General features: G+C 68.4%; 8 protein-coding genes and 1 pseudogene. 1 reads left to right on the forward strand and 8 read right to left on the reverse strand.

From position 1 onward, the window contains the following. Nucleotides 1–5: 5 nt before the first annotated feature. Both G6N68_RS15100 and G6N68_RS30170 read right to left on the reverse strand, forming a co-directional pair. Nucleotides 6–12,533: a type I polyketide synthase gene (locus G6N68_RS15100; RefSeq protein WP_163713642.1), complete on the reverse strand. Its 12,528-nt coding sequence runs from the start codon at nt 12,531–12,533 to the stop codon at nt 6–8. A gap of 274 nt (nt 12,534–12,807) precedes the next feature. Then, on the reverse strand, nt 12,808–13,179 hold the full coding sequence (locus G6N68_RS30170; RefSeq protein WP_205351344.1) for a hypothetical protein: 372 nt from the start codon (nt 13,177–13,179) through the stop codon (nt 12,808–12,810). A 180-nt stretch (nt 13,180–13,359) separates the two neighbouring features. Here G6N68_RS30170 and rbpA point away from each other — a divergent pair, with 180 nt between their 5' ends. Further along, complete coding sequence (rbpA, locus tag G6N68_RS15110; protein ID WP_015293389.1) at nt 13,360–13,695, forward strand: RNA polymerase-binding protein RbpA; 336 nt, start codon at nt 13,360–13,362, stop codon at nt 13,693–13,695. Here rbpA and lnt read toward each other — a convergent pair. The 6 genes and pseudogenes from lnt to cobN all read right to left on the reverse strand — a co-directional run bounded on the left by lnt (nt 13,673) and on the right by cobN (nt 23,742). Continuing rightward, a pseudogene (gene lnt / locus G6N68_RS15120) lies at nt 13,673–16,490 on the reverse strand (apolipoprotein N-acyltransferase). The gene rbpA and the pseudogene lnt sit on opposite strands and share 23 nt — an antisense overlap. Continuing rightward, complete coding sequence (locus tag G6N68_RS15125) at nt 16,483–18,087, reverse strand: amidohydrolase (RefSeq protein ID WP_163713656.1); 1,605 nt, start codon at nt 18,085–18,087, stop codon at nt 16,483–16,485. The pseudogene lnt and the gene G6N68_RS15125 overlap by 8 nt, the downstream one beginning before the upstream one ends. 9 nt (nt 18,088–18,096) lie before the next feature. Next, complete coding sequence (locus G6N68_RS15130; RefSeq protein ID WP_163713658.1) at nt 18,097–18,654, reverse strand: FxsA family protein; 558 nt, start codon at nt 18,652–18,654, stop codon at nt 18,097–18,099. A 115-nt stretch (nt 18,655–18,769) separates the two neighbouring features. Further along, nucleotides 18,770–19,633 (reverse strand): type 1 glutamine amidotransferase domain-containing protein, encoded by an 864-nt coding sequence (locus tag G6N68_RS15135; RefSeq protein WP_163713661.1) that lies wholly within the window; start codon nt 19,631–19,633, stop codon nt 18,770–18,772. 10 nt (nt 19,634–19,643) lie between these two features. Then, complete coding sequence (locus G6N68_RS15140) at nt 19,644–20,024, reverse strand: PPOX class F420-dependent oxidoreductase (protein WP_163713664.1); 381 nt, start codon at nt 20,022–20,024, stop codon at nt 19,644–19,646. Nucleotides 20,025–20,154: 130 nt separating this feature from the next. After that, the gene (gene cobN / locus G6N68_RS15145) at nt 20,155–23,742 is read right to left on the reverse strand and encodes a cobaltochelatase subunit CobN (RefSeq protein ID WP_163713667.1); all 3,588 of its coding nucleotides are present in this window, start codon (nt 23,740–23,742) and stop codon (nt 20,155–20,157) included. Nucleotide 23,743: the final 1 nt, after the last annotated feature.

Raw genomic sequence — 23,743 nt, forward strand, 5'->3', positions numbered from 1 at the left:
CATCATCATTCGTCGTCGTCCATGAACGCCGCGTTGACCAGGTCTTCGAGATCCATCTCCGCAAGGTCCTTCTCGCCGGTCGCCGCTTGGTGCGAGGAGGTGGGAACGTCGGTCTCGTTGGCCAGCGCAAGCAGCACGTCGAGCACACCCGCCTGCCGCAGCCGCTTGATCGGAATGGATGCCACCACCCGCTGCAGTTCGGCTTCGCCGGGCGCGGCGACCGGGGCGGGTTCCGCTGCGGCACCCAGCAACTCGCGGTGCATGTAGCCGGCCAACGCCGCGGAGTTCGGGTAGTCGAAGATGAGCGTTGGCGAAAGCGGCAGGCCGGTAGCCGATTTCAGCCGGTTGCGCATTTCGACGGCGGTCAGCGAGTCGAAGCCCAACTCCTGGAAGGCGCGGTCGGGGTCGATCGCCTCGGCGCTGTTGCTGCCCAACACCGTGGCGATGTTCGAGCGCACCAGATCCAGTAGCAGGGCGTGCTGCTCGTCCTCGGGTAGCCCATCCAGGCGTTGCAGCAGCGCCGATTTCGACTTTGCGGCGGCGAGCGAATCGTCCACCTGGCGGCGGGTCGGCGCGTTGATCAGGTCGACGAACATCGGCGGCAGGGTGCCCGAATCGAACTTGACCCGCAGGGCGGCAAGGTCGATGTGGGCGGGCAGCAGGAACGGTTCGTCGACAATCATTGCGGTGTCGAGCAACTCCAGCGCCTCGTCGGAGGACATCGCGACGATGCCGTCCCGAGCGAGCCTCTTGAAGTCGACCGAAGCCAACTCGCCGGTCATGGCGCTGGCTTGATCCCACAGACCCCAGCCGAGCGAAATCGCCGGCAGCCCCTGCGACCGCCGGTAGGCGGCCAGCGCATCCAGGAACGAGTTGCCGGCAGCGTAGTTGGCCTGACCCGCGGCCCCGGCCAACCCGGCGATGGAGGAGAACATGACGAACGCCGCGATATCCAGGTCGCGGGTCAGCTCGTGCAGGTTCCACGCCGCGTCCACCTTGGCGCGCAGCACCGCTTCCATCCGCTCCGGCGTCAGCGACGTCACGACCGCGTCGTCCAGCGTTCCGGCGGCGTGGATGACGGCCGAAAGAGGTTGTTGCACCGGGATATCGGCGATCACCTTGGCCAGTGCCGCCCGATCGGCCGCATCACACGCAACGATCTGGACCTGGGCGCCGGTCGCGGTCAGTTCGGCCGTCAATTCCTCGGCGCCCGGCGCATCCGGCCCGCGCCGACTGACCAGCACCAGGTTTCGAACCCCGTGACGCGTCACCACGTGGCGCGCCAACGCCGAACCGGCCATGCCGGTCCCGCCGGTGATCAGCACCGTACCCGCGGCCCAAGCGTCGGGCATGGTCATGACGACCTTGCCGACGTGGCGGGCCTGGCTGAGGTACCGCAAGGCGGCGGGTGCCCGGCGTACATCAAACGTGGTGACCGGCAACGGCCGCAGCACATCGTCGGCGAACAGCGCGGCGAGTTCGGCCAGCATCTGCGCGATGCGGTCGGGTCCCGACTCGAACAGGTCGAAGGCGCGGTACCGCACGCCCGGGTGCTCGGCGGCGACCACCTCAGGTTCGCGGATATCGGTCTTGCCCATCTCGAGGAAGACCCCGCCCGGGGCGACCAACCGCAGCGAGGCGTCCACGAAGTCGCCGGCCAGCGAGTCGAGCACCACGTCCACGCCCCGCCCGCCGGTGATGGCCCGGAACTTGTCCTCGAACTCGAGACTGCGCGAGTCGGCGATGTGGTCGTCGTCAAAGCCCATGGACCGCAACGTGTCCCACTTGCCCTTGCTGGCGGTGGCGAACACCTCCAGACCCCAATGCCGGGCCAACTGGACGGCCGCCATACCGACACCGCCGGCGGCGGCGTGCACCAGGATCCGCTGGCCAGGCTGAACCGCAGCCAGGTCGGTCAGGGCGTAGTAGGCGGTGGCGAACACCACCGATGTGGTCGCGGCGGCGGTGTGCGACCAACCCGCGGGCACCTTGACCAGCAACCGGTGATCGGTGACCGCGACGGTTCCCGTGCCCTCGGGGAACAGACCCATCACCCGGTCACCGATCGCGAATCGGCCACCGTCGCCGGTCGTTTCGACCACGACACCGGACGCCTCAACGCCCATGACCGCATCGGGGTCGGGGTACAGACCCAGAGCGATCATCACGTCGCGGAAGTTGGCGGCAATGGCGGACAGGGCCACCCGCACCTGCCCGGGCGCCAGGGGCGCGTCGGCGTCGGGAATCGGCTCCAACCGCAGATTTTCGAAGGTGCCGGGGCTGCTCATGCCCATGCGCCAAGGCATGTCGCCGGGTGGCACCAGCAGGGCGTTGACCGCTCGGCTGCCGTGCACCCGTCCGGTGTACACATGCCCGTCTCGCCACAACACCTGGGGCTCGCCGACCGCGAGGATCGCGCCGACGGCCATCTCGTCGAGGTCCGCGTCGGTGTCGACGAGCACGATGCGGCCCGGGTTCTCGGTCTGCGCCGAACGCACCACACCCCACACCGCGGCGCCCGCCAGATCGGTGATGTCCTCCCCCGGCAGCGCCACGGCTCCGCGGGTCGTCACCACCAAGGTGCCCGTCCCATCATGGGACAACCACAACTGCAGGACTTCCAACACCGAACTCGTGGCCGTGTAAACGCCCGCGACAACGTCGCCGGCCACGGGTGCGGATTCGAATAGCACGTTAGCCGCGCCGATTTCGGTGATATCCAATTCGGTTGCGTCCCAAGGTTGCACCGAGGTCGGTTCAACCGCCTGTTGCGGTTGCGCCGACCAGATCACCTCGAACAGCCGGTCGGGGCCCGAGCCGGACACCGCCGCGCGCAGCTGCTGGTCGGTCACCGGGCGGGCCAGCATCGAAGCGACCGACAAGACGGGCAGACCCAGTGCATCGGTGAGTTCGATGGACACCGAGGACGGGCCGACCGGCGCGATGCGGGCTCGCACGGCGGAGGCCCCCGCGGCGTGCAGCGACACGCCCTGCCACGCGAACGGAACCAGCACCGAACCTTCCGGGACCTCCGAGCGGTCCGCGGTCAGGATCACCGCGTGCAACGCGGCGTCCAGCAGCACCGGGTGAACACCGAAACCGGCGACCGACAGTCCGGCGTCGGCGGGCAGCGTCACCTCGGCGAACACCTCGTCACCGCGACGCCAGATCCCGTTCAGTCCCCGGAACGCCGGGCCGTACCCGTAGCCGCGCTCGGCCAACCGCTCGTAGCCGTCGGCGACCTCCACCGGTACTGCGCCCACCGGAGGCCACGTCGACAGGTCTGCGGACGGCTGCGTCGAGCCAGGCTTCAGCGAGCCCTCGGCGTGCAACAGCCACCCGGCACCGGCCTCGGCGCGCGAGTACACCGACACCGCGCGGGCGCCGGACTCATCGGGACCGCCGACGACCACCTGCACGGCGACCGATCCGCGCGACGCTTCGGTGGGCAGCACCAGCGGCGCCGCCAAGGTCAATTCGTCCACCACGCCGCAGCCGACCTCGTCGCCGGCCCGAATGGCCAGTTCGACGAAACCCGCTCCCGGGAAGATCGCCACCCCGCCGACGGCGTGGTCCGCGAGCCAGCCCTGGGCGCCGGGCGTCAGGCGGCCGGTCAGGACGACGCCCCCGGAGGCGGGCAATTCGACCACGGCACCCAGCAAGGCGTGCTCGCTGGCTTCCAGCCCGAGGTCGGCGGCATCGGTGGCCGCGGCTTCACCGGAAAGCCAGAACCGGCGCCGCTCAAAGGCATACGTCGGCAGCTCGACGAAGCTCGCCCGTCCGACTGGGGCCACTATGGGGGCCCAGTCGACGCCGGCGCCGGCGACGAAGGCCTGTGCCAGTACGTTGGTCAGGGTGGCCGGCTCGGGGCGGTCCTTGCGCAACGCCGACACCGTCAAGACGTCCGCGTCGGGCAGCGACTCCTCGACGGCGCCGGCCAGACCGCTGTTGGGTCCGACTTCGAAGAAGCGGGTGGCGCCGGCGGACTGGGCGAAGCGCACGCTGTCGGCGAATCGTACGGCCTCGCGGACATGCCGCTTCCAGTACGCGACGGTTGCGAAATCGTCGCCCGCGAGTTCACCGGTCAGGTTCGAGATGATCGGGATGTTCGGTCGGTTGACCGCGAGACCGCCGGCGACCGTGGCGAACTCGTCGATCATCGGGTCCATCAGCGGCGAGTGGAACGCATGCGAGACGGCCAGTTGGTGGATCCGGCGACCCTCGGCGCGGAAGCGTTCCGCGATGGCGGTCACGGCGTCCTGCGGGCCGGAAATCACCACCGAGCTCGGACCGTTGATCGCGCCGATGCCGACCTCCTCCGTCAGCAGCGGCCGCACTTCCTCTTCGGTGGCCTGCACGGCGATCATCGCCCCGCCGGCCGGCAGCGACTGCATGAATCGGCCGCGGGCAGCGACCAGCACCGTGGCGTCCTTCAACGACAGCACCCCGGCGACGTGTGCGGCGGAAATCTCGCCGACCGAGTGGCCCATCACGAAATCTGGTCGCACACCCCAGGATTCGAGCAACCGGAACAGGGCGACCTCGACGGCGAACAAAGCGGGTTGCGCAAATTCGGTGCTGTTGAGCAGGTTTTCGTCCCTGCCCCAGATCACGTCACGCAGGGGCCGCAACAGGTGCTGATCCAGTTCGCCCACCACAGTGTCGAACGCCTCGGCGAACACCGGGTATGCGGCGTGCAATTCCCTTCCCATGCCGAGCAATTGGGAGCCCTGACCCGGGAAGACGAACACCGTCTTGCCGTTCGGCTGAGCGGTACCGCGGATCACCGAGGCACCCAGACCGTCTCCGGCCAGTTCGTCCAGCCCGGTCAGCAGCGCGTCACGGTCGTCGCCGATGACGACGGCCCGATGCTCGAACACCGCACGGCCGGCCAGCGTCCAACCAACGTCGACGACGTCGAGCTCGTGTGCACGCACATGCTCGGCCAACCGAGCCGCCTGCGCGGTAAGCGCCGTCTCGGTTTTCGCCGACACCACCCAGGGGACCAACGGCGGCTTTGGCTTTGGCTCGACGACCTCCGAAGGGTCAGCGTCGACGGGCGCGGATTCCACGATGACGTGCGCATTGGTTCCGCTGATCCCGAAGGAAGACACGCCGGCCCGTCTGACGTGGCCGTTAGCCGGCCAGGGCTGCGGCTGGGTCAACAACGACACCGACCCCATCGACCAATCCACGTGCGGGCTGGGCTCGTCCACATGCAGGGTGGGCGGCAGGAGTTCGTGGCGCATCGCCAACACCATCTTGATCACACCTGCCACCCCGGCGGCGGCCTGCGTGTGACCCATGTTCGACTTGATCGACCCCAGCCACAGCGGGGCCCCGTCGTCCGGGCGCGATTGCCCGTAGGTGGCCAACAACGCTTGCGCCTCAATGGGATCGCCCAGCGTGGTGCCGGTGCCGTGGCCTTCCACCGCGTCGACCTCGGCCGGGGACAACCCCGCATTGGCCAGCGCCGCCCGCACCACCCGTTGCTGCGACGGCCCATTCGGAGCGGTCAAGCCGTTGGAGGCGCCGTCCTGGTTGATCGCCGAACCCCGCACCACCGCCAGTACCCGGTGGCCCAATCGCTGCGCGTCGGACAGCCGCTCCACCACCAGCATTCCCCCGCCTTCGGAGAATCCGGTGCCGTCGGCCGCGCCCGCAAAGGCCTTGCAGCGGCCGTCCGCCGAGAGCCCGCGCATGCGGCTGAACTCGACGAAGATGTCCGGGGTGGCGTTGACGGTGACACCGCCGGCCAGCGCTAGGTCGCACTCGCCCGACCGCAACGACTGCACCGCCATGTGCAGGGCCACCAATGACGACGAGCACGCGGTGTCCACCGACACCGCCGGGCCTTCCAGGCCCAGCACGTATGCGACCCGGCCCGAGGTCACGCTGCACGACTGCCCGGTCAACCGGAAGCCTTCCAGCGCGTCGCCATGCATGCCGTAGGCCTGCGTCATCACCCCGGCGAACACGCCGGTGGCGCTGCCCCGCAACTTGCCCGGGTCGATTCCCGCGCGCTCCAACGCTTCCCAGGACAGTTCGAGGAACATACGCTGCTGCGGGTCCATTGCCAGCGCCTCACTCGGCGCAACCCCGAAGAACGCGGCGTCGAAGTCGGCAACCCCGTCGACGAAGCCGCCGGTGCGGGTGTAGCAGGTGCCCGCGACGTCGGGATCCGGGTTGTACAGGCTTGCCAAGTTCCAGCCGCGGTCGTTCGGGAACTCCGAGAGCACGTCGCGGCCGGAAACCAGCATGTCCCACAGGTCTTCTGGAGACTCGACACCACCCGGGTAGCGGCACGACATGCCCACGATCGCGATGGGGTCGTCGCCAGTCGCGCGAACCGCCGGGGTGGGCTTGATCTCTTGTGGGACCCCGGCAAGCTCGGTGCGGATGTAGGTCGCCAGTCCGCTCGGCGTCGGGTAGTCGAAGATGAGGGTCGGCGAAAGGGAAAGGCCGGTCGCGGATTTGAGCCGGTTGCGCATCTCGACCGCGGTCAGCGAGTCGAATCCCAAGTCCTGGAAGGCCTTGTCGGGGTCGATGGCTTCGGGCGTGACATTGCCCAACACGGTCGCGATGTGGGACCGGACCAAATCCAGCAGGACGGCGTGTTGTTCGGCCTCGGGCAGGCCGTGCAGGCGGTGCGCCAGTGCCGATTTTGACTTCGCCGCGGCCAACGAGTCGTCGACCTGCCGACGAATCGGCGTGTTGATGAGGTCACCGAACATCGGCGGCACCGCGACCGCGTGGGCACGCAGCGCAGGCAGGTCGATGCGGGCGGGCACCAAGAATGGCTCGTCGACGATCAACGCCGTATCGAACAGCTCCAGCGCGTCCTCTGACGACAACGCCAGGATGCCGTCGCGGGCCAGCCGGGCGCGGTCGGCGGCATCCATTCCGCCCGTCATCGCGCTGGCCTGTTCCCACAGACCCCAGCCCAGCGACATGGCCGGCAGGCGATGGGCCCGGCGGTGCGCGGCCAGCGCGTCCAGGAAGCAGTTGGCCGCCGCGTAGTTGCCCTGACCCGACGAGCCCACCAGCCCCGCCATGGACGAAAACAGCACGAACGCAGACAGATTCATCTCACGAGTGAGCTCGTGCAGGTTCCACGCGGCATCGACCTTGGCGCGCAGCACCGAATCGATGCGTTCCGGCGTCAGGGACGAGATCACGGCGTCGTCGAGCACACCGGCGGCATGGATCACCGCAGTCAGCGGGTGTTGTGCGGGGATGTCTTCGATCACCTGGGCCAGCGCCGCACGATCGGCCGCATCACACGCGACGACCTGCACCTGCGCGCCGGCCGCGGCCAGCTCGGCCACCAACTCCGCGGCTTCCGGTGCGTCCGGGCCGCGTCGGCTCAGCAACACCAGGTGACGTGCCCCGTGCCGAGTCACCACGTGACGCGCCAGTGCCGAACCCGCCATTCCGGTACCACCGGTGATCAGGACGGTGCCGGTACCCAGTGCACCACCTGGGCCAAAAGGCACAGTCATGACGACCTTGCCGATGTGGCGGGCCTGACTCAGGTAGCGCAGCGCCGCCGGTGCCCGCCGCACATCGAATGTCGTGACCGGCAATGGGCGCAGCACGCCGGTGTCGAAGAGTTGGGCGAGCTCGAGCATCCATTGGTGCATGCGCGGGCGGCCCGGCTCGAACAGGTCGAAGGCGCGATAGCGCACACCCGGGTATTCCTCGGCGATCGCGCCGGGGTCACGGATGTCGGTCTTGCCCATCTCCAGGAAGATCCCGCCTGGGGCGACCAATCGCAGTGATGCGTCGACGAATTCGCCGGCCAGCGAGTCGAGCACCACATCCATGCCTCGCCCGCCGGTGGCCGCGCGGAACTTGTCCTCGAAGGCCAGGCTGCGCGAATCGGAGATGTGGTCGTCGTCAAAGCCCATGGCGCGCAGGGTGTCCCACTTGCCCTTGCTGGCCGTGACGTACATGTCCAAGCCCAGGTGACGGCCCAGCTGCACGGCCGCCATGCCGACACCACCCGCGGCGGCGTGGATCAACACCCGCTGCCCCGGCCTGACCTCGGCCAGGTGCACGAAGGCCATGTACGCGGTGGTGAAAACGGCTGAGATGGCGGCGGCTTCGGCGTATGACCAGTCCGCGGGCATGGGCAGCAGCAGTCGCGTGTCACCGGGGACCAGGGTGCCGCTGCCGTCGGGGAAGAACCCGTACACCGAGTCGCCTACCGCGAATTCGGTGACGCCCGGGCCCACCTCGACGACCACGCCGGCGCCTTCGCCGCCGAGCAGCGCCTCGTGGGTGAACATGCCCAGCGTGATCATGATGTCGCGGAAGTTGGCCGCGATGGCGCGCAGCGCCACCCGGACCTGGCCCGGCTCCAACGGAGCGTCGGCGTTGGGAACCGGCTCCAACTGCAGATTTTCGAAGGTGCCTGCGCTACTGAGCCCTAACCGCCACGGGCCCTCACTGGGTGGCACCAGCAGACCGTCGATCGCGCGGCTCCCGTGCACCCGTGCGGTGTATGCCTGCCCCGCACGCAGCAATACCTGTGGCTCGCCGCAGGACAGTGCCGTCGATACCGCCGAATCATCAAGTGGCGCATCGGAATCCACCAGAACGAACCGACCGGGATGCTCCGTCTGCGCTGAGCGCACCAGCCCCCACACCGCTGCGCCCGCCAAGTCGGTGACGTCCTCACCGGGCAGCGCCACCGCGCCGCGGGTCGCAACCACCAACACGCCGGAGTCGTGATCGGTCAGCCAGGACTGCACGGCGGCCAACGCCCGGTGGGTGCGCTGATAGGCGCCCGTGACCGGATCGTCCTCGGCAACAACGGATTCGAAGATATCGTACGAGGGAGCCTCGTCGGAGGATTTGCCGGACACCGAGGCCGGCGACCAGACCAGCTCGAACAGCCGGTCGGGACCGGCGCCGGAAACCGCGGCACGCAGCTGCTGCTCGCTCAGCGGGCGGGCGACCATCGCCTCGACCGACAGCACCGGCAACCCGAGACCGTCGGCCAGCTCGATCGACACCGCCGACGGCCCGGCCGGCGCTATCCGCACCCGTACCGCCGATGCGCCCGCGGCGTGCAACGACACACCCTGCCAGGCGAACGGTAAGACCAGCTCGGCGTCCGGGTTGGCGATGACGGCGGCGTGCAACGCGGCGTCCAGGAGCGCGGGATGCACGCCGAAACCGGTGACGCTGCCGGCCGCCTCGGGCAGCCGTACCTCGGCGAACATCTCGTCGCCGCGGGCCCACACCGCGGTCAATCCGCGGAACGCCGGGCCGTAGCCGTACCCGCGCGCGGCCAACCGGTCATAGCCGTCGGCAATGTCGACAGCGGCCGCGCCGGCGGGCGGCCACACCGACAGGTCCGCGCCGGGCTCGATCGTCCCCGACCGCAGCATCCCCTCGGCGTGGCACACCCACACCGCACCCGCACCGGCCTCGGCGCGGGAATACACAGACACGCTGCGCTGGCCCGACTCCGTGGCAGCACCGACAACCACTTGCAGCGCAACCGCATTCGTCTCAGAGATGAGCAACGGCGTGCGCAGGGTCAGTTCGTCGACCACCGAGCAGCCGACCTCGTCACCGGCCCGGACCGCGAGTTCGACAAAGCCCGCGCCGGGGAACACCACCGTGCCGGACACCGCGTGATCGGCCAGCCACCCCTGAACGTTGGGGGCCAGGCGGCCGGTCAATACCACCCCACCCGAGGCCGGCAACTCGACCACCGCGTGCAGCAGCGGGTGCTCACTGGTACCAAGCCCCAACCCGTGTGCGTCGGCCGCGATACCTTCACCCGCGAGCCAGAACCGCCGCCGGTCAAAGGCATACGTGGGCAACTCGACCAGGCGTGCGCCATCCAACAGGCCGCGCCAGTTCACCGCGACGCCGGCGACGAAGGCCGTCGCGGCCGACGACAGGAACCGCTGCAGTCCCCCGTCCTCGCGGCCCAGCGTCGGAACGACTACCGCTGCGGGGGCGGCGTTCCCATCGCTGGCCAAGCAGTCATTGACGGTGTCTTCGACGCCGGCGATCAACGCCGGGTGTGGGCTGGACTCGATGAAGGTGCGGTAGCCGTGCTCGCACGCGCTGCGCACCGCCCGGTCCAGCTCGACGGTCTGGCGGATGTTGCGGTACCAGTACTCGGCATCCAAACCGGCTGTGTCCAAACGGTTTCCGGTTACCGTGGAGAAGAACGCGGTCCGAGATGACTGGGGCTCGATGTCGGCCAGCGCGTCGATGAGCTCGGCGCCGATCGCCTCGACCTCCGGCGAGTGCGACGCGTAGTCGACCTCGATCCGACGGGTGCGCAGTTGCTTGTCCGTGCAGACCTCGATCAGTTCGTCGAGCGCCGCAACCTCGCCGGACACCACGACGGCCGCGCGGCCGTTGACCGCGGCGATGCCGATCCGAGTTCCGAAGGGCGCCAACAACTCTTGCGCCTGCTCGGCGCTGCAGGCGATCGACACCATGCCGCCCGGCCCGGCCAGGCCGGTGAGCAACTTGCTACGCAGCGTGACCACCTTCGCGGCGTCCCGCAGGGACAGCGCTCCGGCCACATAGGCCGCGGCGATTTCGCCCTGGGAATGGCCGATCACCGCATCGGGGCGCACCCCCACCGACTTCCACAACTCGGCCAGCGACACCATCACCGCGAACAACACCGGTTGCACCACGTCCACGCGGTCCAGTCCCGGCGCACCGGGTGCACCGCGCAGCACGTCGATCAGTGACCAGTCGACGAACTCCGCAAAAGCCTCGGCGCACGCCTCGATGTGTTGAGCGAATACCGGTGCGGTGTCGAGCAATTCGACGCCCATGCCCATCCATTGCGAGCCCTGGCCGGGGAACACGAAGGCCGTCTTGCCGGCGGGCTGAGCCGAGCCACGGATCACACTGAAGACGTCGTCACCGGCCAGTTCGTCCAGCCCGGCCAGCAAACTGTCCCGATCGCCACCGACCACCACGGCCCGGTGCTCGAAGGCCGACCGCCCGCCCAGCGTCCACGCCACGTCAGCAACATCGAGTTCATGGGTGCGGAGATGCTCGGCCAGCCGAGCGGCCTGCGCCCGTAATGCGGTCGCCGACTTGGCCGACACCACCCACGGCACCGCCGGAAGCGTCGGACCGGATTCACGCGGCTGCTGCGCGGTGGCGTTTGCCGCGTCGACGGCTTCCACGATGACGTGGGCATTGGTGCCGCTGATCCCGAACGACGAGACCCCGGCGCGACGGGCGCGACCGTTCGCCGGCCAGGGCTGCGGCTCGGTAAGCAGCGACACCGCCCCCGCCGACCAGTCCACATGGGGGCTGGGCTGGTCGACGTGCAACGTCGGCGGCAACACCTCGTGGCGCATGGCCTGCACCATTTTGATCACGCCCGCCACCCCCGCGGCGGCCTGCGTGTGGCCCATGTTGGACTTCACCGAACCCAGCCAGAGCGGTTCCGACCGGCCCTGTCCGTAGGTCGCGAGCAGCGCCTGAGCCTCGATCGGGTCGCCCAACGTCGTGCCGGTGCCGTGGCCCTCGACCACGTCGACGTCCGCCGTCGACAGGCCGGCGTTATCCAGCGCGGCGCGCACGACCCGTTGCTGCGACGGCCCGTTGGGAGCGGTCAGGCCGTTGGAGGCGCCGTCCTGGTTGACCGCAGAACCCCGCACCACCGCCAGCACCGGATGCCCCAGCCGCTGCGCATCCGAAAGCCGCTCGACGACCAGAATGGCGCCGCCCTCGGACCAGCCGACGCCGTCGGCCGCCCCGGCGTAGGCCTTGCAGCGCCCGTCCGGCGCCAACCCGCGGTGCCGGCTGAACTCGACGAAGACGGTTGGCGTCGCGTTGACGGTCGCGCCGCCGGCCAGGGCCAGGTCGCATTCGCCCGTTCGCAGCGACTGCACGGCCATGTGCAACGCCACCAGCGACGACGAGCACGCCGTGTCCACCGACACCGCCGGGCCTTCCAGCCCGAGCACATAGGACACCCGGCCGGACGCGACGCTGGAGGTCATGCCGGTCAGCCGGTAGCCCTCGATCTCCTCGGCCAACATGCCGTAGCCCTGGACAATAAGGCCAGCAAACACACCGGTGGCACTGCCCCGAAGTCCGGTCGGATCGATTCCCGCCCGCTCCAGCGCCTCCCAGGACAGCTCCAGCAACATCCGGTGCTGAGGATCCATGGCCAGCGCCTCACTGGGCGCGATACCGAAGAACGCCGGATCGAAATCGGCGACACCGTCGACGAAACCGCCGGTGCGGGCGTAGGTCTTGTGGCGAGCGTCGGGGTCGGGATCGAACAGGCCGGCCAGATCCCAGCCTCGGTCGGTGGGAAAATCGGAGATGACGTCGCGACCCTCGGCGACCATCTGCCACAACGCCTCAGGCGAGTCGACCCCGCCCGGGAAACGGCACGACATGCCCACGATGGCGATGGGCTCGCTGGAGCGCTCCAACAACGCACGGTTGGTGCGTTTCAGGCGTTCAACCTGGACCAGCGCTTTTCGCAACGCTTCGGTTGCATGCTGGAGTTGGTCAACCATCACTAACCCTCGCCTACTTGGTCTTAGTCGTCTTCGACTGTCGGATGCGGCTGTCGCCGCGTCACCGACGCTGCTGCACGACACGACGTCGTTGTTAGGTCGACCAGCATCGTGCGCTCCGACCCAAGAAACTCGCTCGTGAGTATCGCCAACAACGGCAGGATTTCAAAACGTCCGATACTCCCAGCTGTACGAAAAACGGCAGGCCGTCCGTGCGCCCCCGCGTGGCCTGCCATCCATGGCGTGACTTTACCGTTGTAGCGGGCCTGGCGGGCTACACACCCACCCGTCGCCACCCGTCAGCGGCCCTGGCGGCCCGGATCAACTCCTCGCACAGTTCGCGCAGCTCGGCGGCCGCCGCACCTTCGTCGAGCGCCGTGGCGACGTCTTCGGCCGCACATCGCACCTGGTAGACGCGGTCGGAGAGGTCGGCCGCCTCGTCGGCCGTCAGCACCACCGCGTCGACGGGCAGGGCCAGCGAGGCCCCGGCCTGCCCGCGGGTGATCATGGCTCGCTGCTCATACGCCCGCTGTCGACAGGACTGCCGGCAGTACTGGCGGCGACGGCCCATGCCCGCATCGGCGACGTCGCGTCCGCACCACCGGCAAGGCTGGGGCCTGGCTCGCTGACGTCGGGCGGCACTCACGGTGCAGACTTTAGTCCCGAGCGGCCGTCGATCCCGGCATCTTGCCGGTATTATTGACTGTCGCGTCGCGCAAGATGCGGCCACGGGAACTACGCAGACCGCCTTAACGTTTGCTTAAGCGGTTAGAGAAATCGCATACGGGAGCATTGCAAGCTCACCGCACCCAAAGGAGCAGCGCCAATGGCTGATCGTGTTCTTAGAGGCAGCCGGCTCGGAGCCGTGAGCTATGAGACGGATCGCAATCACGACCTGGCCCCGCGCCAGATCGCTCGGTACCGCACCGAGAACGGCGAGGAGTTCGAGGTTCCCTTCGCTGACGACGCCGAAATCCCCGGCACCTGGCTGTGCCGCAACGGCATGGAAGGCACCCTGATCGAGGGCGACCTGCCCGAGCCGAAGAAGGTCAAGCCGCCGCGCACCCACTGGGACATGCTGCTGGAGCGGCGCTCAATCGAGGAGCTCGAGGAGCTGCTCAAGGAGCGGCTCGAGCTGATCAGGTCGCGTCGCCGCGGCTGATCGCCCCTATTCCCTGAGCGGGAGTTACGCGCGGTTGCCCGTCCGGGCAGCCCGCGCGCGGTCGCGTCTGCCCTCGAAACCCCACCGGGTGACCTTGACCAGGGCCTCGCGGATGTTGGACCCGCTCATCTTCGATACGCCGATCTCCCGCTCGGTGAAGGTGATGGGCACCTCGACCACGACGTAGCCGCTGTTCACCGTCCGCCAGGTCATCTCGATCTGGAAGCAATATCCCTTGGAGTCAACGCCGGACAGGTCGATGGTTTCCAGCACCTCGCGACGGTAGGCGCGGTAGCCGGCGGTGATGTCGTGAACGCCGATCCCCAGCGCCAGCCGCGAATAGGTGTTGGCGGTCTTGGACAGCGCCAGCCGTCGCCACGGCCAGTTGCGCACCGTGCCGCCGTGTACATAGCGCGAGCCGATCGCCAGGTCGGCTCCGCTGTCGACGGCATCGAGCAGGCGGTAAAGCTGCTCCGGCGCGTGACTGCCGTCCGCGTCCATCTCGACGAGCACCGAGTAGTCCCGGCTCAGTCCCCAGGCAAAACCTTCGAGGTACGCCGCGCCCAGACCGTTCTTGGCGGTCCGGTGCAGCACATGGGTGCGTCCGGCGTCGGCTTCCGCCAGCTCGTCGGCGAGCTTGCCGGTGCCGTCGGGGCTGTTGTCGTCGACCACCAGCACATGCACGTCGGGGCAAGCCTCCCTGACCCGGCGATGGATCAGCGGCAGGTTGTCGAGTTCGTTGTAGGTGGGGATGATCACCAGGACGCGCTGGCTGGGACGATTTCCCCCGACCTGGGACGCAGGCTGGCCGGTGGTCATGTAGCTCCTTTATCTGGCCCGAAATGAGTATCGCCGTCCTCGGTGGACGGAGTGTCGTTCGCAGTCTCTGCTTCGCTCTCCGGTTCGCTCGGAGGCGCCGCAGCCGAATCGTCGAGTTCGTCCGGGGGCCCGTCGGCGTCGGCAGGCTCGCCCGTGGGGCCGGACCGCCGGCGAAGCGGACGCGGGAACCATCCATTCTGCCGTATCGCGACGAGAATCACCGCTCCGGCCGCCCCGACCAGCACCCATTGCAGGATCGGGGCCCAGCGCGTCGCGGGTGTGAGGTTGGTCTTGAGCCGCACCTGCATGTCCAGGTAGTCGGGTTCGAAGAACTTGGTACGGACCAGCTCGCCCCCGTCGGGCGCTATCACCGCGCTGATACCCGTGGTGCCCGCCACCACGACATAGCGGTCGTGCTCGACGGCCCGCACCTTGGCGAAGGCCAGCTGCTGCTCGCTCATGGTCTGGTTGAAGGTCGCGTTGTTGCTGGGCACGGCCAGCAACTGGGCGCCGTTGAGCACCGATTTACGCGGCGCACGGTCGAAGATGACTTCCCAGCAGGTGGCAACGCCGACCGGCACGCCGGCGATCCGCACCACGCCGGAGCCCGGGCGGGGCACGAAGTGGCCGGCCCGGTCGGCGTACCCGGAGAGATGCCGGAAGAGCCACGGCATCGGCAGGTACTCACCGAACGGCTGGACGATGGCCTTGTCGTGGCGGTCCGCGGGTCCGGTCTCCGGATTCCAGACCAGGACCGTGTTGGTGTACTCCGGGGCGTCCTGCGGGCGACCAGGCACGTCGAGAACGGTGCCGATCAGGATCGGCGCATCGATGGCGCTGGCTGCCTTGGCGATCTGCTGCGCGGCGTCAGGATTGACCAGCGGATCGATATCCGACGAGTCCTCCGGCCAGACGACGAACTGTGGTTGGGGGGCGTTGCCTGCGCGGACGTCCTCGGCCAGGCGCAAGGTCTCCCGGGCATGGTTGTCCAGGACGGCGCGCCGCTGCGCATTGAAGTCGAGACCCAGCCGGGGCACGTTGCCCTGGATGACGGCGACGGTGACGGTGGGTTCGCCGCCTGATCCCGCGCCCGCGTGCCGCACCTGGGGCCAGATGACGATCGCGGCGAGCAGCACCAGACAAATGCAGACACCGGGGAGCAGCACGGCGGGCGGCTTGGCTTCGGCGTCCTCGGCCGCCTCGTCGGCCGGGGTGCCAGCCCGCGAGCCGGCGCGCCACCAGGTCTCTATTTCCAGAGCGATGGCCGTCAGGCTGGTGCCCACCAGTACGACGCCGGTTGACAGCAGCGCAACGCCGCCCAGCTGGACCAACGGGAGCAGCGGACCCTCGGCTTGCCCGAACGCCACCAGTCCCCAGGGGAACCCGCCGAACGGGAAGACCGACTTCACCCACTCGAGTGCCGCCCACAGCAGCGCAAACCAGATCGGCCAGCCGGGCAGTCCGCGAACTACCACGGCGAGCAGCCCGAACAGGGCGGGGAACAGTGCGCAGGTGGTGGCCAACGCCAACCACGGCACGGTGCCGACGAAATTGCCGGTCCACGGCAGCAGCGGCAGGTAGAACGTCAGCCCGAACACAAAGCCGTAGCCCAGCCCACCCGCGACCGTGGTGGCCCGATGAGTCAGTACCCAGCTCAGCAGGGCGATGGAGATGAAGGCGGCCCACCACCAGTTGATCGGCGGGAAACTGGCGTACATCAGTGCTCCGGCGGCGGCAGAAACCAGCAACCGCGGCAGCCGGGGTCGCAGCGCCGCCCAGGCGCCGGGCAACCTCGCCTTCAGCCCGGTGCCGACGGCCGCCAGGCTCCGGCCTGCGGCGCTCTCGCGCTCCGGTTCGGCGGGCCCTGCGGGTTCGGCTGCGGTGTCCTCGGTGGGAGCCTCGGTCGTGTCTTCGGTGGGGTCTTCGGCCGTGTCTTCGGTGGGAGCCTCGGTGCGCTCGTCCTCTTCGTTAGCCATAGATGACCGCACCTCGATGCACGGTCTGGCGACACCGTGGCAAGGCGTCGTTCGGCGTCAGGGAGGGCAAAGCCGGGACCCGAGACCGGGGGTCCGTCGACCAGCGCTGGACCGCGTTGCGGGGTGCGGCCACGTCCAGCGGTCCGGCATCCCACACCGCATACGAGGCGAGCGCCCCGGGCACCAACGTGCCGGTCGTGCCGTCGCGGACGCCCCCGGCCCGCCAGCCGCCGCGGGTGGCCGCAGCGAACGCGGCGCGCGCCGACACCGCGCTGCCGGGGGTGCGGTGATTGATTGCGGCGCGCACGCTGGCCCACGGGTCGAAGCCGGTGACTGGGGCATCGGAGCCAAGGGCGAGGGGCACGCCTTGGGATGCTAACAGCGCCAGCGGGTTGAGCTGGCTACCTCTTTCCGGACCCAGGCGCCGGGCGTACATGCCGTCGTCGCCGCCCCACAGCGCGTCGAAATTGGGTTGGACGCTGGCGACGACGCCCCATGCGCCCAGTTTTGCGGCCTGTTCCGCGGTAACCATTTCCAGGTGCTCCAAGCGGTGCCCGCAGCGCGCGACCGCCACTACCCCGAGGTCGTTGACGACGTTTTCCAACGCCGTCACGACCGCCGATACCGCTGCGTCGCCGATGACGTGGAATCCGGCGGTCACCTCGGCTTCGGTGCAGGCCCGCAGATGGGCCTCGACGGCGTCGGGTTCCAGGTGGCAGGTGCCGGTGCAGCCGGGTTCGTCGGCGTAGGGCTCGTGCAGCCAGGCGGTGTGTGATCCGATGGCGCCGTCGACGAAAAGATCGCCGGCCAGCCCGTGCGACTTGGTCTCGGCCACCAGTGCGCGGGCCTGGGCAGCAGTGGTCACCGCTTCACCCCAGTAGCCGATGACTTCGACGCCGTTCTGCAGCTGATGCAGTTGCAGCCAGTCGTCCAGTCCGCCGATCTCGGGGCCGGCGCACTCGTGGACCGCCACGACACCGGTGGCGGCCAAGGCCGCCAACGCCGCCGTGCGGGCTTCGGCGAGCTGGCCGTCGGTCAGCAGGCGACGGGCTGCGGCCCTGGCGAGGTGGTGCGCGTCGCCGGTCAGCGGCTGCTCGGCGCTGTAGCCGCAGGCGCGGTCGATGTCGGGGATCAGGCTGCGCAGACCGGTCGAGGCGAGTGCGGAGTGCACGTCGATGCGGGCCAGGTAGGCGGGGCGATCGCCGAGTACGGCGTCCAGCTCCGAGGTGGTGGGCGCCGTGTTGTCCGGCCACGCCGACTCGTCCCAGCCGTGGCCCCATACCGGCTCCCGTGGGTGTGCGGCCGCGTGGTCGGCGAGCAGTTTCAGGCAGTGCTCGCGGGAGGTCGCCGACCGTAGGTCCAGTCCACTGAGGCTCAGACCCGTCGCGCTGAGGTGGATATGGCTGTCCACGAAGCCGGGAGCGACGAAGCCGCCCTCAAGATCCTGTATCTCAGCGTCCGGGAACTGGGTACGGCCGACGTCGTCGCTGCCCAGCCAGGCGATGACGTCGCCGCGCACCGCCATGGCGGTGGCGTCGGGGTGGGTGGGGCTGTGCACCCGGCCGTTCAGCAGCAGCTTGGTGGGGATCGGCGTCACACGCCAAAACTACGTGGGCCAGCGGTCGAATTGCGTCGAGCCGGGCGCGGTCTGTGGCCGCGCATAGGGCAGCGGCGGCGGCTCGGCGTTGTAGACGTCTTCGACGCTGATCACCTCACCGTCGATGACGTCTCGGTTGTCGGGCGTCTTGCGGACGTAGAGGGCGTCTGCCAGGCCCGTCGCCTCTTCGGTGGTGAGCGGAACGCGGCGCAGGAAACCCCGCATGGCGATCGCGGTCAACGCCGGGCGAGCCGCGGAACGGACGGGAGGCACCAACAACAGGAGGCCCAGCACGGTGCTGGCCAGCCCCGGCACCAGGACCAGACCTGTCGCGACGGCGACCAGCGCGCTGTCGCTGAGGGCACTACCGGGCGTGGTCACGCCTGACCGCAATTGCAGCAACTGTCGACTGAGCTGATATCCGCCCAACGGCGCCCAAAGGACCAGTCCAAGCCCCGAAGTTGCCGCCAGCACCAGCAAGGTCCAGCCCAGCCCGATGGCCGCCGTCAGCCCGACAAACACCGCGAACTCGACGACGGCATAAATGAGAAGCAGCCGTCTGACCATGTCACGTCCAACGTCTGCACGTGCTGCGTAAGTTCCGCCGCTGACAACATGTCGGCTGCAGTTAGATGACGTAATGACGACGATCTGCGGGGATGCTGACGGGATCGTGAAATTCTCAGGCCGGAGCGCGCAGCTTTTGCGCCAAAGCAGCGGCGAACGTGTGTGTGTCGCCGGGCCACCGCGCCGATAGGTAATTGCCGTCGTCAACGACGAACGCCGGGCGCGAGTTGGTCGGGGTGTCGCGGAATAGCCCGGAGGTCTTGACCCACCGGTGCGGCGTGATCCGGGGGACGTCACAGAAATCCCGGGGATCGCGGAGGCTGCGAGTGACTTCCGCCTGCACCGACATGAATCCCTCGCTCTGTCCGGGCTGTTCGGTGTAGGTGCGGTAATAGTCGCGATCCCAGTATCGGGTGATGCGGGTGATCCGCCAGGCGCTTCGTTCCAGCGCCCACGTCAACGCCGTCGTCCGGTGCCCGTAGAGCGCCGAGCGGCCGGTGTGGGGATCGATGCTGCGAGCGGCGAGCAGCACCCCGTGACAGATCGCGGCCACGATCACCTTTTGCTTGAAGGCGTGCACGACGAGTTGGTGCAGCGTCTCGCTGTCGATGTAGCTGCGCATGCCGCGAGCACGGTGGCCACCGGGCAGAAGTAATGCATCGATGCCGTCGAGGCTGGCTTCCGACCAGGTGATCGGGCTGAGAAACTCCGGTGAGTGCCGCATCTCCTCATACGCCCGACGGCCATTCTTGTCGGCACGCAGGATCCGGCCGACGAGCGTGACGGCGCCCAGGCCCGGCACCCGGGACCACGGGTCCAATCCCCGGCCGGTCAGCATGATGTCGTCGGCGACGCCCGGCTCGCCGCTTGCGGTGGCGAATATGACCCGGTGCCCCTGGTGGGTCAGCACTCGCCAGCTGACCGCAACCTCGGTCGGGTCGAAGTCACGGTCGGGAATTGGAATCAGGACTGTGCCCACCGGGTCGGCTTTAATTCACCCTGAGCTCAAGTCCGATGTTTTTCTCCATGCCGCCGCGCCACTTGCTGAATAGGTTGAACACCTTGCCCACGATGCCGTATCGCTTGCCGATTGCGTCATAGACAGCGGCGTTCTGCGATTTGTCGAGGACGGTCGCGGTGCCTTCGACGGCTTCGCTCTTCGGGTTGCCGCGCACGTCGCAGATGGCCAGCGTCACGCGGGGGGTGTTGCGAATTCGCTTGACCTTCCACGACTTTTCTTGAGTGATGACGAGCAGCCGGTCACCGTCTGCGGCGGCCCAGACCGGGACGGGCTTGGGCCGGCCGTCCTTGGTGAAGGTGGTCAGCAGGATGTACTGCGCCTTGGCTAGGTCCGCGAAAGAGGGCGTCACGGATGCCAACTTACCTGGTCCGCGCGTTTTGGCGGTTGTTCGACCCCTAACCCTCACCCGCGAGCAGACGCAAAGTTGTACTCTGCGAGCACTTTTCATATAAGTTTGTGTCTGCTCGCGGGGAACCGTACTAGCCTTCGAGGGTGCCCTCGGTTTCCAGTAGGGCCTGGCGCAGGCCGTCGAGGGTTTCGGGTTGCGGCTCGGCCCACATGCCACGGCCGGCCGCCTCAAGCAACCGCTCGGCCATACCGTGCAGAGCCCACGGATTGGACTCCAACATGAACTTGCGGTTCTCCGGGTCCAACACGTAACGCTCGGTGAGTTGTTCGTACATCCAGTCGGCCATCACCCCGGCGGTGGCGTCGTAGCCGAACAGGTAGTCGACGGTGGCGGCCATCTCGAAGGCGCCCTTGTAGCCATGCCGGCGCATCGCGGCCATCCAGCGTGGGTTGACCACCCGCGCACGGAAGACCCGGGTGGTCTCCTCGGACAGCGTGCGGGTGCGGATCGCGTCCGGACGGGTGTTGTCGCCGATGTAGGCGGCCGGTGCCTTTCCGGTGAGAGCGCGCACTGTGGCGACCATGCCGCCGTGGTACTGGAAGTAGTCGTCGGAGTCGGCGATGTCGTGCTCGCGGGTGTCGGTGTTCTTGGCGGCCACCGCGATTCGCCGGTACTGGCGGTTCATGTCGTCGACGGCTTCGCGACCGTCGAGGCCACGCCCGTAGGCGAATCCGCCCCACGCGGTGTAGACCTGCGCGAGGTCGGCGTCGTCGCGCCAGTTGCGGCTGTCGATCAGCTGCAACAGACCCGCGCCGTAGGTTCCCGGCTTGGACCCGAAAATCCTTGTCGTGGCGCGCCGTTGGTCGCCGTGCTGGCTCAGGTCTGCCTGGGCGTGGGCGCGAACATAGTTGTCGTCGGGGGGCTCGTCGAGATCGGCGACCAGCCGCACGGCGTCGTCGAGCATGGTGACCACATGCGGGAAGGCATCCCGGAAGAAGCCCGAGATGCGGACCGTCACATCGATGCGCGGCCGCCCGAGCTCGGCCAGCGGTATCGGGGTCAGCCCGGTGACGCGCCGCGACGCATCGTCCCAGACCGGCCGGACACCCAGCAGCGCAAGCACTTCGGCGATGTCGTCACCGGCGGTACGCATGGCCGAGGTACCCCACACCGACAGCCCCACCGATTGCGGCCATTCGCCGTGGTCGACGCGGTAGCGATCCAGCAACGAGTCCGCCAGCGCCACACCGGCTTCCCACGCCAGCCGGGATGGGACGGCCTTGGGGTCGACGGCGTAGAAATTGCGGCCCGTCGGCAGCACGTTGATCAGCCCGCGAAGGGGCGATCCGGACGGGCCGGCCGGAATGAAATGCCCGTCCAACGCGCGCAATATTTGGTCGATTTCCGCATCGGTGCCGGCCAACCGGGGCACGACCTCGGTCGCGGCGAACCGCAGCACCGCTGCGACGTCGGGGTTGTCGGTGATCCCGTCCACGGCCCCCGGGGCCCAGCCACTGGCCTGCAATTCGGCCACCAGTCCACGGGCCGCGGACTCAACCTGGTCGACCGATGCGCGTTCGTCGGTGCCGTCCTCGGCCAAGCCGAGCGCCTGGCGCAGCCCTGGCAGCGTGTGCTCGCCGCCGAACAACTGTCGGGCACGCAGGATGGCCAGCACCAGGTCGAGTTCGGCTTCCCCCGTTGGCTTTTGCCCGAGGATGTGCAGGCCGTCGCGGATTTGAACGTCCTTGATCTCGCACAGCCAGCCGTCGATGTGCAGGATCATGTCGTCGAATGAGTCTTCTCCGGGGCGCTCGGTCAGTCCCAGGTCGTGGTCCATCTTGGCGGCGCGGATCAGCGTCCAGATCTGCTGTCGAATCGCGGGCAGCTTGGCCGGATCCAGCGCCGCGACGTTGGCGTACTCGTCGAGCAGCTGCTCCAAACGGGCTATGTCGCCGTAGGTTTCGGCCCGCGCCATGGGCGGGATCAGGTGGTCCACGAGTACCGCGTGAGCCCGGCGCTTGGCCTGGGTGCCCTCGCCCGGATCGTTGACCAGGAACGGGTAGATCAGCGGCAGATCGCCCAGCGCAGCGTCGGAACCGCAGGCCGCCGACATGCCCAGCGTCTTTCCTGGCAGCCACTCCAGGTTGCCGTGCTTGCCGAGATGCACCACGGCGTGTGCCCGAAAACTGGACGGGAAGCCGCCATCGAGCCAGCGGTAGGCGGCCAGGTAGTGGTGGCTGGGCGGTAGGTCCGGGTCGTGGTAGATCGCGACGGGGTTCTCGCCGAAGCCGCGCGGCGGTTGGACCATCAGCACCAGGTTGCCCGCTTGCATTGCGGCGATGACGATTTCGCCGTCGGGATCGTGGTTGCGGTCGACGAACAGTTCACCGGGCGGTGGGCCCCAGTGCTTTGTCACGGCGTCGGCCAGTTCGCTCGGCAACGTCGCGAACCAGGCTCGATAGTCTTTGGCCGACACCCTGATCGGATTTCCGGCCAGTTGTCCCTCGGTGAGCCAGTCGGGGTCCTGGCCGCCGCGTTCGATCAGGGCATGGATCAGGGCGTCGCCATCGCCGGCGTCGAGACCGGGAATGTCGCCTACCTGGTACCCGTAATCGCGCATGGCCCGCAGCAGGGCGACGGCGCTGGCCGGGGTGTCCAGTCCGACCGCATTGCCGATGCGTGCGTGTTTGGTTGGGTAAGCCGAGAACACCAGCGCCACCCGCTTGTCCGCGGGTGCCACCTGCCGCAACTGCGCGTACCGGACGGCCAGACCGGCGACCCGCGCGCACCGCTCCGGGTCGGCGACATAAGAGATCAGCCCGTCGTCGTCAATCTCCTTGAACGAGAACGGAACCGTGATGATCCGGCCGTCGAATTCCGGCACCGCGACCTGGCTGGCGACGTCGAGCGGGCTCAACCCGTCATCGTTGTCCTGCCATTGGCTACGAGAGCTGGTCAGGCACAGCCCTTGTAGGATCGGAATATCCAGTGCTGCAAGGTGTTCGACGTTCCAGCTGTCGTCATCCCCGCCGGCCGACGCGGTCGCGGGCTTCACTCCCCCGGCGGCCAGCACGGTGACCACCATGGCGTCCGCCTCGCCCAGTTTGTCCAATAGCTCCGGTTCGGCGGTGCGCAGCGAAGCGCAGTAGATCGGCATGGCGCGGGCGCCCGCTTCCTCGATGGCGCGGCAAAGCGATTCGACATACGCCGTGTTGCCAGCCAGGTGTTGGGCGCGGTAGTAGAGCACCGCGATCGTGGTGCCCTCGGTTGTCGCGGCATGCGGACGTTCCAGTTCACCCCAGGTGGGAGTGACCACCGGCGGGGTGAACCCGAATCCGGTCATGAGCACGGTGTCGGCCAGGAACGCGTGCAACTGGCGCAAGTTGTCCACGCCGCCGTGCGCGAGGTAGATGTGGGCCTGCACCGCTGTGCCGGCTTTCACCGTGGACAGTCTGGTCAGTTCGGCGTCGGCCGCTTGTTCGCCGCTGACCAGCACCACCGGCACGCCGCTGGCCAGGACTTTGTCGATGCCGTCTTGCCAGGCGCGGTAGCCGCCCAGGATCCGCACCACCACGATCGCCACATCGTCCAGCAGGTCGGACAGTTCCAGATCCGAAAGCCGGGACGGGTTGGCCCACCGATAGTTTTTCCCGCTAGACCGGGCGCTGATCAGGTCCGTGTCGGACGTCGACAGCAGCAGGATGGTCGGTTCGGCCATC

This window comes from Mycobacterium bourgelatii (assembly GCF_010723575.1).
GTDB lineage: Bacteria > Actinomycetota > Actinomycetes > Mycobacteriales > Mycobacteriaceae > Mycobacterium > Mycobacterium bourgelatii.